The following is a 15,860-nucleotide window of genomic DNA, read 5'->3' as shown; positions in this document are numbered from 1 at the left end:
GAACCGGCGGCTCGCCTAACGAAAGCGCATGCCAGCCCTGCCCACCACCGCCGAAGCTGCCGCCGCTGAGCTCGAGCGGCTCGCCGCCGAGATCGCGCACCACAACCGGCTTTATCATACCGACGACGCGCCCGAGATTTCGGACGCCGATTATGACGCGCTGGTCCGGCGCAACAACGAGATCGAGGCGGCGTTCCCGGATCTGGTTCGGGCGGACTCCCCGTCGCGGCAGGTGGGCGCAGCGCCGGCGGGGCATCTGGCGAAGGTCGCCCATGCCAGGCCGATGACCAGTCTCGACAATGCCTTCTCCGACGAGGAGGTGGAGGATTTCGTCGGCCGCGTGCGTCGCTTCCTGCGCCTTGCGGATGATGAAGCGGTGGCGCTGACCGCGGAGCCGAAGATCGATGGCCTGTCCTGTTCGCTGCGCTACGAGGGGCGTCGCCTGGTGCAGGCGCTGACGCGGGGCGACGGCACCACCGGCGAGGATGTGACCGCCAACGTGCGTACGATCGCGGATATTCCGGCAAGCCTTCCGGGCGGTGCGCCCGACGTGTTCGAGGTGCGCGGCGAGGTCTATATGGCGAAGGCCGACTTTGCCGCGCTGAATGCCCGGCTTGCTGCCGAGGCCGCGGAGACGGGGAAGGAAGCGCGGCAGTTCGCCAACCCGCGAAATGCCGCCGCAGGATCGCTGCGGCAGAAGGACGCGTCTGTCACTGCCAGCCGCCCGCTGCGCTTCCTGGCGCACGGCTGGGGCGAAGCGAGTGCCCTCCCCGGATCGACCCAGTCAGATGTGATCGCGGCCATCAGGGAATGGCACTTCCCCGTCGCTGACGGCTTCACCCGCGTCGATACGGCGGCGGATGCGCTGGCGGTCTATCGGTCGATCGAGGCGGAGCGGGCCGACCTGCCGTTCGACATCGATGGCGTGGTGTACAAGGTCGACCGGCTCGACTGGCAGGAGCGCCTGGGTTTCGTGGCGCGGGCGCCGCGCTGGGCGATCGCGCACAAGTTCCCGGCCGAGCGGGCGCAGACGACGCTCAACCAGATCGACATCCAGGTGGGACGCACCGGAAAGCTGACGCCGGTGGCGAAGCTGGAGCCAGTGACGGTCGGCGGCGTGGTGGTACGCAATGCGACGCTGCACAACGCCGACGAGATCGGCCGGCTCGGCGTGCGGCCCGGAGACCGCGTGGTGCTGCAGCGGGCCGGCGACGTCATTCCGCAGATCGTCGAAAATCTGACCCGCGATACGCCGCGGCCTGAATGGCAATTCCCCACGCACTGCCCCGAATGCGGATCGGAAGCGGTACGCGAGCCGGGCGAAGTCGACTGGCGCTGCTCGGGCGGGCTGGTCTGCCCGGCACAGCAGGTGGAGCGGCTGCGCCACTTCGCCTCGCGCCATGCGCTCGACATCGAGGGGCTGGGCATCACCAACATCGAGAATTTCTTTGCCGACAAGCTGATCGCACGGCCGGCAGACATTTTCCGGCTGACCGAGGCAGACCTGCTGGCGCGCGAACGCTGGGCGGAGGTTTCGGCGCGCAACCTGATCGCGGCGATCGACGCCAAGCGCTCGCCGCCACTCGATCGCTTCCTGTTCGCACTGGGCATCCGGCACATCGGTGAAGTGACCGCCCGCGATCTGGCGCGGCGCTGGACGAGCTGGGCGGCATTCCGCGCGATGGTGCAGAGCGGGATCGAGAAGCGCGACGGCATGCTCCAGGCAATCGGCGAGAGCGACGACAAGCTGCTCGCCCGCACGGCCAAAGAACTGGCGGCGATCGTCGATACCAAGCAGGTGGGCCCCGAAGTCGCCCTCGCACTGATCGATTTCTTCGCCGAAGAGCGGAACGACGAGGCGGTCAATGACCTGCTGACCGAGATCGTGCCCGCCGACGTTGTTCACGAGACGCGCGCGTCCGAAGTCTCCGGGAAGACCGTCGTTTTCACCGGGACGCTGGAGACGATGAGCCGGGACGAGGCCAAGGCACAGGCCGAGTCGCTGGGCGCGCGGGTGGCAGGGTCCGTCTCCGCCAAGACTGACCTTGTAGTGGCGGGGCCGGGCGCCGGATCGAAGGCGAAAAAAGCCGCGGACCTTGGGATACGGGTGATCGACGAGGCCGGCTGGCAGGCGATCGTGGCAGCATCGGCCTGAACCCGGACGCACCTGTCGCCTTTTTGCAACGCAGCAAAAACGAATCCGGTTCCATCACGAATCGCCTAGTCGGTGTCACGGAAGCGAAATATTGCACGGGCAGGGGCGCGACGGACGGTCAAGGTACCGTGCGGTCAGAGCACACGAGCTCTCAAGGGGAACAGATTGATGCGACATAACCTGTATCTGGGCGTGGCTGCGGTCGCGCTCATCGCGCCGGCTGCGGCGTCGGCACAGGAAACGACCTCGGTAATTCGCGGCACGGTGACGGCGGCTGGTGCCCCGGTACCGGGCGCAACGGTGACGATCGTCAACGTTCCTTCGGGCACGACCTCGACCGTGACGACCAACGCCAACGGCTCGTTCAACGCATCTGGCCTCCGCGTCGGCGGCCCCTTCTCCGTCACTGTCGCAGCCCCGGGCTATCCCCAGGTCACCGTCACCGACATCTTCACCGTCGTGGCGCAGGCCTTCGACCTGCCGATCGAGCTGCAGGCCGAAGCCACTGAAGAAGCCGGCGGCGACATCGTCATCACCGCGTCGCGCGTCGCCAATGCGCGCACCGTCAGCCAGGGCCCGGCCACCGTGCTCTCGGCGGCCGACATTGCGAACGTCGCCTCGGTCAACCGCGACGTGCGCGACCTGATGCGCCGCGATCCGTTCGCGCGCCTCGACGACACGCCCACGGGCGGCCGCGCCGTCTCGTTCGCGGGCCAGAACGCCCGCTTCAACCGCTTCTCGGTCGACGGCGTGCCGGTCACCGACAATTTCGGCCTGAACCCGGATGGCCTGCCCACCCGCCGCTCGCCGGTGCCGTTCGACGCCATCGGCCAGTTCCAGACGAAGGTCGCGCCGTATGACGTGCGCGAAGGCAACTTCCAGGGCGGCGCGATCAACGCCATTCTGAAGTCCGGCACCAACTCGTTCCACGGCACCGGCTTCTACGCTTATTCGGACGCCGGCCTGACCGGCAAGAAGACCAAGGCTGGCCCGGGCGTCCCCACCGGCCGCGTCAACATCCCGGACTTCAAGTACGAGAACTATGGCGCCCAGCTGTCGGGCCCGATCATCAAGGACAAGCTGTTCTTCATGGTCGCCGGTGAGCGCATCCGCGCCAACACCCCGATCCCCGAGGGCACCGCGGGCAACAACGCCGGCACCGTCGTTCCGAACATCACGGACGCTGCGGTCGCCGAGATCCAGCAGATCGCGCAGAGCCGCTACGGTTATGACACCGGCGGCATCCTGAACAACGCGAAGGACCGCGACGACCGCCTCGTCGCGCGCATCGACGCCAACCTGTCGGACACGCAGCGCGCCTCGGTGACGTACCTGTACACCAAGGACTCGATCCAGTTTAACCAGAACACCTTCACCAGCGGCACGCCGGGCCTTGGCCTGGAATCGAACGGCTACATCGGCTCGAACCGCCTGCACACCGGCGTGTTCCAGCTGAACAGCGACTGGACCGACGAGTTCTCGACCGAAGTCCGCGGCTTCTACAAGGACTATAAGCGCGGTCAGGACCCGATCATGGGCCGCGGCTTCGCGCAGATGCAGGTCTGCACCGCGCCGACCTCGGATCGTAGCCTTCCCAGCGCAGTTCCGGGTAACAACGACCTGTCCGGCACCTGCCAGTCCGGCTTCGGCAACGTCTCGTTCGGGCCGGACGTGTCGCGCCAGTCGAACGAGCTGACCAGCCGCACCTATGGCGGCCTGATCCAGGCCCGCCTGACGCGCAACAACCACGACCTGCGCATCTTCGGCGAATTCCAGGATACGAAGATCTTCAACCTGTTCGTGCAGCGCACCGCGGGTGACTATTACTTCGACTCGATCGCCGACTTCCGCGCCGGCAACGCACAGCGCTTCCGCTACGGCAACGCCGTGCCGAGCCTGGATCCGGTGAACGGCGCAGCGCGCTTCCGCTACCAGACGTTCACCTTCGGCATCCAGGACACCTGGACGGTCAGCGACATCCTGACCCTGTCGTACGGCGCACGTTACGACCTGTTCGGCGGCGACAGCCGTCCCGAGCTGAACGGCAGCTTCCTCAGCCGCTACGGCTTCCCGAACACTGCCTACATCTCGGGTCGCGGCGTGTTCCAGCCGCGCGTCGGCTTCGACCTGAAGCCGGTGTCGGACGTGTCGCTGCGCGGCGGCATCGGCATCTTCTCGGGCGGTTCGCCGGACGTCTACGTCTCGAACAGCTTCTCGAACACCGGCTTCCTGACCAACGCCATCGACGTTCGTCAGCTGAACGGCGGCGGGTACACCGTTCCGGGCCTGACCGGCCCGGGTGCGGCGGCGGCTGGTGCGGAGATCCTGACCAACGTCAACGGCACGGTCATCCCGGGGGCCGCCAACGCGGTGCTGACCAACGCATCGGTGAACCAGCTGTCGCCGACCAACGCGCTCGATCCGAAATTCAAGGTGCCTTCGCAGTGGCGCGGCACGCTGTCGGCGGACTGGGATCCGAACTGGGGCGGCACCTTCGGCGACGGCTGGCACTTCGGCGCCGACTTCCTGTGGTCCAAGGTCCGCAACCAGGTGTTCTTCACCGACCTGCGCGCCGTGCCGACCGCGCTTCGCACCCCGGACGGCCGCGTCCGCTACACCTCGGCCGCTGGCGTCACCAACCTGGGCGACACGAACCAGGACCTGTTCCTGACCAACACCACCCGCGGCCGCAGCCTGATCGGCGTTGCGCGCATCGGGAAGGACTTCGACTTCGGTCTGAAGGCGTTCGTGAGCTATGCCTACCAGGACGTGAAGGATCAGGCGCCGGCGACCTCGTCGACCGCTTCGTCGAACTACGGCAACGGCGCGTTCCTTGATGCCAATGGCGCCGCCTACGGCATCTCGAACGACGAAGTTCGCCACAACATCAAGTACAACGTCAGCTTCGACCGCGCCTTCTTCGGCGACTACAAGACCAACATCACGCTGTTCGGTGAGACCCGTATCGGTCGTCCGTTCAGCTACACGATGCAGGACCAGGTCAACAGCGGACGTTCGCCAGTGTTCGGGACGAACGGTGCTGCCGGTCGCTACCTGCTCTATGTGCCGACCTCGACCACGGACGCGCTGGTGTCGTACGACAGCACCGCGACCCGCGACTATCTCGAGAACCTGATCAACTCGACGAACCTGAAGAAGTATCGTGGCAAGATCGCGCCGCGCAACGCCTTCAACTCCAAGTGGTTCACGCGCTTCGATCTCCACTTCGGCCAGGAAATCCCGGCCTTCGTGGGCAACAGCCGCATCGAGCTGTTCGCGGACATCGAGAACGTGACGAACCTGCTCAACAAGAACTGGGGCCAGGTACGCGAATATCAGTTCCCGTACACGATCCCGGCGGTTCGCGTTCAGTGCCTCCAGACGCCGGTTGCGACCGGCACGGCACCGGGCGCGGCGCTGACCGGGAACACCGGCCAGGCGTGCGCACAGTATCGCTACAATGCGCCGTCCGCGACGCCGAGCGACCAGATCTACACGCGTCAGTCGCTTTACTCGATCCGTGTGGGTGCGCGCTTCACCTTCTGATCGCGCGTAACTGATCACGCTTTCGGGGCCGCCGCTCTCCACGAAGGGAGCGGCGGCCCTTTCTTTTGCGCCGGACGCGAGGCCCGCATATAGGGCGGCGTGATGGCGACCACGCTCCCTGCCCCCAGCAATACCACCACCGCTGCGCCGATCCGGCCGAGCAACCTGGCCGTACGCCCGTTCTTCGAGGACAAGGCACGCGCCTTCTGGATCCTGCAGGCGGCCGGGTGGTCCGGCTATCTGGTGCTCCGCACAGTCTCGTCGATCTCGAATGGCTTCACGCTGCAGGGCGTCGTCACCAACATCGTCGAGACGATCGTGGGCTATTGCATCACGCTACTGCTCTCGACGCTTTACGGCCTATATCGCAGCTTCCCGCGCATTCCGGCGATCATCCTGACGGTGCTGACGCTGAGCGCCGCTACCTTCATCTACGCGCTGCTCGACACCTTCTCGTTCAGCTTTATCGCGCGATCGGCGCCCGGCGTGGACGTGAAGTTGCTGATCGGCGCGCTGTTCCTCAATTTCACGGTGCTGGCCGGCTGGTCCGCGCTCTATTTCGGGATCAACTTCTACCTGATCGTCGAAGAGCAGATCGATCAGATGCAGCATCTGGAGACGCAGGCAAGCTCGGCGCAGCTGGCGATGCTGCGCTACCAATTGAACCCGCATTTCCTGTTCAACACGCTGAACTCGATCTCCACCCTCGTGCTGCTGAAGCAGACCGAGCGGGCGAATGCGATGTTGAGCCGGCTGGCGAGCTTCCTGCGCTACACGCTGGCGAACGAGCCGACTGCGGACGTCACGCTGGCGCAGGAAGTCGAGACGCTGAAGCTCTATCTCGAGATCGAGAAGATGCGTTTCGAGGATCGCCTGCGCCCGAAATTCGACATCGATCCTGCCGCGGAGAAGGCACGCCTGCCGTCGCTCCTGCTGCAGCCGCTGGTCGAGAATGCGATCAAATATGCCGTCACGCCCAAGGAGGAAGGGGCGGATATTTCCGTCACCGCGCGGCTGATCGGGGATCGCGTTCGGATCGGCGTATCCGATACCGGACCGGGCTTGCAGCCGAACCGAAACAAGCCGAGCCTTTCAACTGGCGTCGGGATCGCCAATATCAGGGAGCGACTGGCACAATCATTCGGGACGGATCACCGCTTCGAGGTCCGCGCGATGCCGACAGGGGGCTTCGGCGTGGAGATCGAGATACCGTTCCAGCGCGAGTAGGAAGCAGCGAACAGGAAGCAACAGGGGGCAGTTGAGTTCAGATGACCGGCAGGGCGGAACGTCACCACCGGCCGGCATCGCATCGGAGACTATCGACACCATGACCATCCGCACCATTCTCGTCGACGACGAGCCGCTCGCGATCCAGGGGCTTGAGCTCCGGTTGCAGCCGCACGACGACGTCGAGATCATCGCCAAGTGCCAGAACGGCCGCGAAGCGATCAGCGCGATCAAGACCCACAAGCCCGATCTCGTCTTCCTCGACATTCAGATGCCCGGCTTTGACGGCTTTTCGGTCGTGCAGGGGCTGATGGACGTGGAGCCCCCGCTGTTCGTGTTCGTCACGGCTTATTCGGATCACGCGCTGCGCGCGTTCGAGGCACAGGCCGTGGACTATCTGATGAAGCCGGTCGAGGAGGCGCGACTTGCCGATACGCTGGAACGCGTGCGGCAGCGGCTGGCCGAGAAATCCAGCGTCGGCGAGGCGGAGAAGCTGAAGGAGGCGCTGGCCGAGCACGCACCGGAAGCGGCGGCCGAGATCGTCGACGGCGGGGTGGAGCCGGCCAACGCCAACCGGTTCGAGAAGCTGATCAACGTCAAGGACCGTGGACAGATTTTCCGCGTCGATGTCGACACGATCGAGATCGTCGAGGCGGCCGGCGACTATATGTGCATCAAGACGGCGGACAACACGCTGATCCTGCGCGAGACGATGAAGGATCTGGAGAAGCGCCTCGATCCGCGGCGCTTCCAGCGCGTCCACCGTTCGACGATCGTGAACCTCGATCAGGTGCGGCAAGTGAAGCCGCACACCAATGGCGAATGCTTCCTGGTGCTCGACTCGGGCGCGCAGGTTAAGGTCAGCCGCAGCTATCGCGACGTGGTGGCGCGCTTCGTTCACTGAAGCGCGGACATCGAAGATATTGGAGGCGGGCCGTTGGCGGGCTGCCTCCATTGCGATGCATTACGCAGGCGCAGCAAATCTGCTAGGGTGCGCTCATGCTTACGATTAACGGTATCACGGTGCGCCTCGGCGGGCGTACGATCCTCGATGGCGCGTCTGCGTCACTCCCGCCGGGTAGCCGTGTCGGCCTGATCGGCCGCAATGGTGCCGGCAAGTCGACGATGGTGAAGGTCATCGCCGGCCAGCTGGAACCGGACGGCGGCTCGATCGACATGCCGCGTGGGGCGCGTATCGGCTATATCGCGCAGGAAGCGCCGGCTGGCGACGCCACCCCGTTCGAGAAGGTGCTGGAGGCGGACACCGAGCGTGCGCAACTGATGGCGCAGAGCGAGACCGAAACGGATCCCGAGAAGCTCGGCGACATTTATGAGCGGCTGATCGCGATCGATGCCTATACCGCGCCAGCGCGCGCCTCGCAGATCCTGCTTGGCCTTGGCTTCGACGAGGAGGCGCAGAACCGGCCGCTCGACAGCTTCTCGGGCGGGTGGAAGATGCGCGTGGCGCTGGCCGCGCTCTTGTTCTCGCAGCCTGACCTGCTGCTGCTCGACGAACCGTCGAACCACCTCGACCTCGAAGCGGTGATGTGGCTCGAGGACTTCCTGCGCTCGTACAAGGCGACGATCGTCGTCGTCAGCCACGAACGCGATTTCCTGAACAATGTGGTCGACCACATCCTTCACCTGTCGGGCGGCAAGACGACGCTCTACCCGGGCGGATACGACGCGTTCGAACGGCAGCGCGCGGAGCGAATGGCGCAGATCGCCGCCGCAAAGGCGAACCAGGAAGCGCAGCGTGCGAAGCTGCAGGATTATATCGCCCGCAACTCGGCCCGCGCCTCGACCGCCAAGCAGGCCCAGAGCCGCGCGAAGATGCTGGCGAAGATGCAGCCGATCGCGGAGCTGGCGAACGATCCGACCCTGTCGTTCGGCTTCCCCGATCCCGAGCCGCTGCGGCCGCCGCTGGTGACGCTCGACCATGCCGCGGTTGGTTATGGCGACACGCCGATCCTGAAGCGGCTGAACCTGCGCATGGATCCGGATGACCGGATCGCGCTGCTCGGCCGCAACGGCAACGGCAAGACCACCTTTGCCCGGCTGATAGCGGCGCAGCTTGCCCCGATGGAGGGCACGATGGCGGCGACGAACCGCATGCGGGTGGGCTATTTCACCCAGTATCAGGTCGAGGAGCTGGAGGCGGACGACACGCCGCTCGCGCATATGACGCGGGTGATGAAGGGCGCGACGCCGGCCGCCGTGCGCGCGCAGCTGGGGCGCTTCGGCTTCTCGGGCGACCGCGCGACGGCGACCGTCGGCAAGATGTCCGGCGGCGAGAAGGCGCGCCTGGCGCTGGCGCTGATCACGCGCGAGGCCCCTCACCTCCTGATCCTCGACGAGCCGACCAACCACCTCGACGTCGATGCGCGCGAGGCGCTGGTCCAGGCACTGAACGACTATAAGGGCGCGGTGCTGATCGTCAGCCACGATCGTCACATGGTGGAGCTGACGGCGGATCGCCTGGTGCTGGTGGATGACGGCACCGCCTGCGAGTTCGACGGCAGCCTCGACGATTATGTCGCCATGGTGCTGACCAAGGAGCCGAAGAGCGAGGGGCGCGCCAAGAAGGACGCCGCCAAGGAGCGCAAGGCCGCGGCGGAGAAGCGCGAAACCGACAAGGCATGGCGCAAGGTGGCCCGCGAGATGGAGGCGGAGATCGCCTCCCTCGGCACCGAGCGATCGGCGATCGAACGCGCCATGTTCGATCCGGCGGGTGCGGATCCGAAGCTGTCGGGGCTGGCGATGGGCGAATTGATGAAGCGGCGCTCCGCCCTCACCGAGCGGATCGAGGCAGCCGAGGCGCGCTGGCTGGAAGCAAACGAGGCGCTGGAAACGGCGTAAGCGGCGCGCCGGTCAGAACGCGAGGTTCAACCGCTCCAGCATCTGGCGGGCGGGGCTCTGCGCCAGCGCGTCAGGAACTTGCGCCTCGTCGAGCCGGGCGACCCGGCGGTGGAGATCGATGCTGGCGGCGACCAGCGCCTGCGCCGGTTCGGGCAGGCGATCGATGGTCATTGTATCGGTCACCGGCCCCTCGCCCAATCGCCGCGAGGGATCGAGCGCGTCGCTTGCGGCAAGCTCCCCCGTCAGCACCGCGCGCTGCGTCAGCAGCCAGGCGATGACGTGCATCAATCGCGTGGTGACCTTGAGCGATTCGCAGCTGAAGGTGACCCGTTCGAGCGGCCCCAGCAATTCCCGCTCGATCCGCCCGCCATCGTCAAAGTAACTGCGGGCATCATCCGCCAGCAGCATCGCCTCGACGTACAATGTATCGATGAGACGCCGTTGCACCGGCGATTCGGGCGTGCCTGCTCGCATGGCCGATATGTTGCACCGATCGTGCAGGTCCGCGAGCCGCGGGCCGACCCGCCAAGGCTAGCTGCGTCCCAAACCGGCACTCAGGCGATGATGTCGGGAACCAGCTGATCTTCGAGCGCGGAGATCTCGTCGCGCAGACGCAGCTTGCGCTTCTTCAGCCGCGCCAGCTGCAACTGATCGACGGCGCCACCACCGCTGGCGAGCGCGACGATCGCATCATCGAGATCGCGATGCTCCATGCGCAGCGCGCCGAGTCGCGCGATCATCTGGTTTTCGTCCAACCCTCGACCTCCCGTCCCGGCCAGCGCTCCCCGGCCCAGCCGCCGCCACCGCGGCGGAAAAATCGTTACATCCACGTGACATCGCGCATCAGCTTCGGCCCAGCGCGCGCATCGCAAAAATGATGAGGACTTTTGCCCGCACAAGCGTTCTAATCCCGAGTCCCACCAAGCAAAGCAAGGAGGTTCCTGTTATGCAGAACGCGCATCTTTCGGCTCTCGAGGCCAAGCATGCCGTGCTCGATCAGCGCATCGCCCAGGAGACCCTACGTCCCATGCCGGACGCCATCCTGATCGCGGACCTCAAGAAGCAGAAGCTGCGCCTGAAGGAGGTCATTTCCGCGGCGCATTGAGCAACATGACGGCTCGGGACGGGGATCACTCCCCGCCCCGCGCCACTTCAGTGGCCGTTCACCGGCCGATCTGGCGCGCGATCGACTTGCGCGTCGCCGCCCCATAAGGCGGCTTCAGCCCCGCAAGCTTCGCCACATCCACCCGCGCCTGCTGATAGATGCTCTTGGCGTGACTGAACGTCTTGAAGCCATCGAAGCCGTGATAGGCCCCCATGCCCGACGGGCCGACGCCACCAAACGGCAGATCCTCCATCGAGACGTGGAAGATCACGTCATCCACCGTCACGCCGCCGGAGATCGTGCGATCGAGAACGCGGCGACGCTCGGCCGCGTCCTTCCCGAAATAATAAAGGCCGAGCGGGCGATCTCGGCGATTCACCTCGGCGATCGCCGAGTCGATCCCGTCGTAGCGGCGCACCGGAAGGATCGGGCCGAAGATCTCCTCCTGCATCACCGTCATGTCGTCCGTCGCATCACGCACGATGTGGAGCGGCATCTTGCGACTGTTGGTACTGCCGAAATCCTCGTTCGCGGGGTTCACCACCTCGACCGTAGCGCCCTTCGCGCGGGCATCATCGATCCAGTCGTTCAGGCGCTGGAAGTGCCGATCGTTGACGACGCTGGTGTAATCGGGGTTCGACAGAACCGTCGGGTACATGGCGCCGACGGCGCTCTTCAACCCTTCCACCACCGCGCCTTCCTGGTCGGACGGCACGAGCAGGTAATCGGGTGCGAGGCAGATCTGGCCCGCGTTCAGCATCTTGCCGAGCGCGACCCGCTCGGTCGCCTGCTTGAGATCCGCATCCTTGCCGATGATCACCGGCGACTTGCCGCCAAGCTCCAGCGTGACGGGCGTCAGATTGTCGGCCGCGGCATGGAGGATGTGGCGGCCGATGCCGGTGGCGCCGGTGAAGAGAAGATGATCGAACGGCAGCTCGGCAAACGCCTTGCCGATTTCCGGGCCGCCCGACACGAAGGCAAGTTCGGTCGCATCGAAATAGCGGCCGACGATCTCCTCGAACAGCGCGGCGGTGACGGGCGTGTACTCGCTGGTCTTCACCATCGCGCGGTTACCCGCGGCGAAGATGCCGGCGAGCGGCGACATGACGAGGTTCACCGGGAAGTTCCACGGCGCGATCACGCCGATCACGCCCTTGGGCTGATACTCAACGCGGGCGCGGGCGCCGAACAGGCCGAGCGGGAATTGCACCGAGCGCTTCTCGGTACGCGCCCATTTCTCGACATTCTTCAGCGCATGCGTGATCGGGCCGATCGAGCCCGCGATGTCAGTGACCATCGACTGTTCGCGGCTGCGGTGGCCGAAATCCTCGCTCAGCGCATCGCAGAAGCGATCAGCATGATCGCGGATCATCGCCGCGGCGCGCTTAAGCCGGTCCTTCCGGATGGACATGGGCTCAGGCAGCGCCGCCATGAAGCTTTCGCGCTGCGCGGCAAGTATTTTCTTCATCCTGACCCTCTCCCGTTATGTAGCGCAGCCGATCAACCCGCCGACCGGCAGGACGATCGTGTCCTTGCCGGCACGATCGATACGCAAGGTACCGCTGTCGACAACTGCCCCTTGCGTCAGATCTTTGCGCGACCGCGTCGTCATGTCGAGCGTCGCCGTGACGTCACTGGCGCGATATTCGGTGCTGGTGCCGAAACCGAAGTTGACTGCTCCGCTCGCGGTGGTGCGACCGAGATCGACCACCCGCCCATCCAGCGACAGGCGCAGCGAGGCGGGCTCTGCCGAGGCCATCGCCACCAGGGCGCGTGTCTGCCCGGCGCTGAACAGATAGGCGGCGCACCCCGTCGCGGGCAGCGACTGGCGCGGCAGGCCGCCGATCGGGAGGCCATCGATGGTGACAGGAGGAGCGGCGGGGGGATCCGCCGCGACGAGCGCAAGGAGAAGCAGCGCGATCATGGCTGGAACCTTATCATGAGGAGAAGGGCGGGATAAGCCGCCAGCGCGAGGAAGGCCCCGAACGGCAACGCATCATCCGCCGCGACGGCGCGGCCAGTCGCGGCACGCCAAGCCACCACCCCGAGCCCGATCATGGCGGCGAGCAGCAGTACCGGTGGCAACATCCGCCAGCCGAGCCATAGCCCGATCGCGCCGAACAGCTTGGGATCGGCGCCGCCCATCCCCTCCCTGCCTCGCGTTCGACGATACAGCGCCGCGATCAGCCACAACGCGACGAAGCCGACCGCACCACCGATCAGGCGGTCTTCGAGCGGCGGCGGCAGCACCAATGAGGCGGCGAGCCCCCCGATCGCGAATGCGGCAACGAGCGAATCCGGGATCCAATATTCGGTGGCGTCGAGGACAATGATCAGCACGAGCAGCCATCCGCAGGCGGCAACCGCCAGCCCGAGCGGCCCCGGGATAACGACGCCCGCCGCAACGCCCACCAGCGCAGCAGCTGCCTCGACCTGCCAGTGAAGCGGCGCGATTACGGCCCCGCAGCAGTGGGCCCGGCCGCGAAGGAGCAGAGCGCTCAGCAGGGGGAGCAGATGACGTGGCGGAACAGGCGTGCCGCAGCCGTCGCACATCGAACGCCCGGCCAGCGCCGATCCGCCCGCCGGCCAGCGCAGCGCAACCGTCGCAAGGAAGCTGCCGAGGATCGCGCCGAGCACACCAAACGCGAGCGGCCAGAAGAGATCAGACACTCTTCTTTCGTATCAGATATCTATAGACGCCGAACAGGTTGATCCCGAACAGGACGACGTTCTGCGTGCCGAGCGCCCAGTCGCCCGTCAGCGCCGCGCCGCTGATCCAGCAGATCGACGAGCCGACGAACAGCACGAACCCCCATCCCGTCACCCGGCGACCAAGATCCAGTGATACCATGAATGCAGCGATCATTCCGCTGATCGAGGCTGCCCATTTGAGCACGTCGGTTAGTGAGTCCATCGCGCGCCAACGCAGCGGCGACCCTTTGTATTCCATGCCGCTTCGCCCTAGATCGCATCCAACAGTTTTTTGCGGAGCAGCATAGATATGGCCACGGTTCCCGCCGATCCCGTCGTGATCCTTTCCTACGCCCGGACGCCGATGGGCGGCATGCAGGGCGCGCTTTCCGACGTGTCGGCAACCGATCTTGGCGCGACAGCCGTGAAGGCCGCCGTGGAACGTGCCGGCGTGGACACGAACGAGATTGAGCGGATCTACATGGGCTGCGTGCTTCCCGCAGGGCTTGGCCAGGCGCCGGCGCGCCAGGCGGCGATCAAGGCCGGTCTGCCGAAGTCGGTACAGGCGACTACCGTCAACAAGGTGTGCGGTTCGGGCATGCAGACGGTGATCATGGGTGCCGAGGCGATCGCGGCGGGATCGGCCGACCTGATCGTGGCGGGCGGCATGGAGAGCATGACCAATGCGCCCTATATCCTGAAGAAGCATCGCGGCGGATCGCGCATCGGCCACGACATGGCGTATGACCACATGTTCCTCGACGGGCTCGAGGACGCCTATGAGCACGGCCGTGCGATGGGCACGTTCGCGCAGGAAACCGCCAACGAATATCAGCTGACCCGCGAAGCGCAGGACGATTACTCGATCGAATCGCTTCGCCGCGCGCAGGAAGCGATCAAGACCGGCGCCTTTGCCGAGGAGATCGTTCCGGTGACCGTCGCGACCCGAAAGGGCGAAGTGGTGGTGGATACGGACGAGGCGCCTGGACGCGGGATGCCGGACAAGATCCCGACGCTGAAGCCGGCCTTTGCCAAGGACGGCACGATCACTGCCGCCACCAGTTCCTCGATCTCGGACGGCGCCGCCGCGCTCGTCCTGACACGGGCCAGCGTTGCCGAAGCGAAAGGGCAGAAGCCGGTCGCGCGGATCGTCGCCCATTCGGCGCATGCGCAGGAGCCGGCGGCTTTCACCACCGCCCCGGTCGGCGCGATCGAGAAGCTGCTGAAGAAGGCCGGCTGGACGATCGACGATGTGGATCTGTTCGAGATCAACGAGGCATTTGCCTGTGTCGCCATGTTCGCGATGCGCGATCTCGGCATCCCGCACGAGAAGATCAACGTGCACGGCGGGGCGACCGCACTGGGGCATCCGATCGGCGCATCGGGCGCGCGGATCATCACCACGCTGGTCGCGGCGCTGAAGCATCACGGCAAGAAGCGCGGCGTCGCCAGCCTCTGCATCGGCGGCGGCGAAGCCACTGCGATCGCCGTCGAACTGGTCTGAGATCGACCATGGCGGACCATGAGCAGGAAGATCACGACCTTCAACTTGCTCTGGTCCGCTACCAGACCTGGGCCGCTGAAAGCGGCGCGCGCGCGGTCGTCTTGTTCGAGGGACGCGACACCGCGGGCAAGGATGGTGCGATCCGCACCATCACGCGGCACCTTGGCGTCCGCCAGACGCGCGTAGTCGCGTTGCCCAAGCCATCCGAGCGCGAACGCTCGCAATGGCTCTTCCAGCGCTATGCCGCGCATCTGCCGGCGGCTGGCGAACTCGTGATCTTCAACCGCAGCTGGTACAACCGCGCTGGCGTAGAGGTGGTAAACGGCTTCTCCACGCCAGAGCAGCAGGCACGCTTCCTGACCGACGTTCCCGGCTTTGAAGCGATGCTGCTTCATGACGGCATCCGGCTGGTGAAGCTGTGGCTTGATATTTCGCGCGAGGAGCAGGCCAGGCGCCTGAAATCGCGACGAGAGGATCCGCTGAAGGCGCTCAAGGTCTCGGCGCTCGATGCCGTCGCGCAGGAGCGCTGGGACGATTACTCGGCGGCGCGCGATACGATGCTGGCGCGCACCAGCACGCCTGACGCACCGTGGATCTGCGTCCACGCGGACCACAAGAAGAAGGCGCGGCGCGCGATCATCCGGCACCTGCTGCGCGAACTCGCGCCCGCGGAGATCGCGCACCACATCACCCCGCCGGACAGCAATCTGCTCTTTCCGTTCGAACCATCAGCGATCGCGGATGGTCGCCTGGCGCGGTAGAGACGCCTGCTG

14 protein-coding genes are annotated in these 15,860 nt (G+C 65.8%); 8 read left to right on the top strand and 6 right to left on the bottom strand.

Features of this window, described 5'->3' with window-relative positions:
• Window positions 1-28: 28 nt before the first annotated feature.
• The 5 genes from ligA to ACH0AE_RS09880 all read left to right on the top strand — a co-directional run bounded on the left by ligA (window position 29) and on the right by ACH0AE_RS09880 (window position 9,787).
• A complete protein-coding gene (gene ligA / locus ACH0AE_RS09900) occupies window positions 29-2,155 on the top strand; it encodes an NAD-dependent DNA ligase LigA (protein ID WP_294441679.1) in 2,127 nt (708 codons plus the stop codon).
• Between the two features lie 168 nt (window positions 2,156-2,323).
• Window positions 2,324-5,701 carry a TonB-dependent receptor gene (locus ACH0AE_RS09895; RefSeq protein WP_294441680.1) on the top strand — a complete coding sequence of 1,126 codons (3,378 nt, stop codon included), beginning with the start codon at window positions 2,324-2,326 and terminating at the stop codon, window positions 5,699-5,701.
• 102 nt (window positions 5,702-5,803) lie between these two features.
• Window positions 5,804-6,928, top strand: a complete 1,125-nt coding sequence (locus ACH0AE_RS09890; protein ID WP_406875714.1) for a sensor histidine kinase — start codon at window positions 5,804-5,806, stop codon at window positions 6,926-6,928.
• Window positions 6,929-7,028: 100 nt separating this feature from the next.
• Window positions 7,029-7,832 carry a LytTR family DNA-binding domain-containing protein gene (locus ACH0AE_RS09885; protein ID WP_294441682.1) on the top strand — a complete coding sequence of 268 codons (804 nt, stop codon included), beginning with the start codon at window positions 7,029-7,031 and terminating at the stop codon, window positions 7,830-7,832.
• 95 nt (window positions 7,833-7,927) lie between these two features.
• On the top strand, window positions 7,928-9,787 hold the full coding sequence (locus ACH0AE_RS09880) for an ABC-F family ATP-binding cassette domain-containing protein (RefSeq protein ID WP_294441683.1): 1,860 nt from the start codon (window positions 7,928-7,930) through the stop codon (window positions 9,785-9,787).
• A 12-nt stretch (window positions 9,788-9,799) separates the two neighbouring features.
• On the opposite strand, the gene ACH0AE_RS09875 is transcribed toward ACH0AE_RS09880, so the two are convergent.
• Both ACH0AE_RS09875 and ACH0AE_RS09870 read right to left on the bottom strand, forming a co-directional pair.
• On the bottom strand, window positions 9,800-10,234 hold the full coding sequence (locus ACH0AE_RS09875) for a DUF1465 family protein (protein WP_406875713.1): 435 nt from the start codon (window positions 10,232-10,234) through the stop codon (window positions 9,800-9,802).
• A 107-nt stretch (window positions 10,235-10,341) separates the two neighbouring features.
• Complete coding sequence (locus tag ACH0AE_RS09870) at window positions 10,342-10,527, bottom strand: YdcH family protein (RefSeq protein WP_294441685.1); 186 nt, start codon at window positions 10,525-10,527, stop codon at window positions 10,342-10,344.
• 206 nt (window positions 10,528-10,733) lie between these two features.
• Between ACH0AE_RS09870 and ACH0AE_RS09865 the strand changes: the two genes are divergently transcribed.
• Window positions 10,734-10,892 carry a YdcH family protein gene (locus ACH0AE_RS09865; RefSeq protein ID WP_294441686.1) on the top strand — a complete coding sequence of 53 codons (159 nt, stop codon included), beginning with the start codon at window positions 10,734-10,736 and terminating at the stop codon, window positions 10,890-10,892.
• A 58-nt stretch (window positions 10,893-10,950) separates the two neighbouring features.
• On the opposite strand, the gene ACH0AE_RS09860 is transcribed toward ACH0AE_RS09865, so the two are convergent.
• From ACH0AE_RS09860 to ACH0AE_RS09845, 4 genes are read right to left on the bottom strand one after another with little or no spacing between them, the layout of a single operon-like run.
• Complete coding sequence (locus tag ACH0AE_RS09860; protein ID WP_294441687.1) at window positions 10,951-12,360, bottom strand: coniferyl aldehyde dehydrogenase; 1,410 nt, start codon at window positions 12,358-12,360, stop codon at window positions 10,951-10,953.
• A 15-nt stretch (window positions 12,361-12,375) separates the two neighbouring features.
• Window positions 12,376-12,816, bottom strand: a complete 441-nt coding sequence (locus ACH0AE_RS09855; RefSeq protein WP_294441688.1) for a hypothetical protein — start codon at window positions 12,814-12,816, stop codon at window positions 12,376-12,378.
• Window positions 12,813-13,562, bottom strand: coding sequence for an A24 family peptidase (locus tag ACH0AE_RS09850; RefSeq protein ID WP_294441689.1), 750 nt, complete (start codon window positions 13,560-13,562; stop codon window positions 12,813-12,815). Before ACH0AE_RS09850 ends, ACH0AE_RS09855 begins: the two co-directional genes overlap by 4 nt.
• A complete protein-coding gene (locus ACH0AE_RS09845) occupies window positions 13,555-13,806 on the bottom strand; it encodes a hypothetical protein (protein ID WP_406875712.1) in 252 nt (83 codons plus the stop codon). The genes ACH0AE_RS09850 and ACH0AE_RS09845 overlap by 8 nt, the downstream gene beginning before the upstream one ends.
• 87 nt (window positions 13,807-13,893) lie before the next feature.
• Here ACH0AE_RS09845 and ACH0AE_RS09840 point away from each other — a divergent pair, with 87 nt between their 5' ends.
• Together ACH0AE_RS09840 and ppk2 are read left to right on the top strand one after the other, a co-directional pair.
• Window positions 13,894-15,087 (top strand): acetyl-CoA C-acyltransferase, encoded by a 1,194-nt coding sequence (locus tag ACH0AE_RS09840; protein ID WP_294441691.1) that lies wholly within the window; start codon window positions 13,894-13,896, stop codon window positions 15,085-15,087.
• Window positions 15,088-15,095: 8 nt separating this feature from the next.
• Entirely contained in the window at window positions 15,096-15,848 is a 753-nt protein-coding gene (gene ppk2 / locus ACH0AE_RS09835) for a polyphosphate kinase 2 (protein WP_294441692.1), read from the top strand.
• Window positions 15,849-15,860 lie beyond the last annotated feature (12 nt).

It is taken from the genome of Sphingomonas sp. 179-A 2A2 NHS, from assembly GCF_045371305.1.
Lineage (GTDB): Bacteria > Pseudomonadota > Alphaproteobacteria > Sphingomonadales > Sphingomonadaceae > Sphingomonas.
The sequence above is the reverse complement of the archived record's forward strand: the minus strand, read 5'-3'. Positions and strand labels throughout refer to the sequence as shown.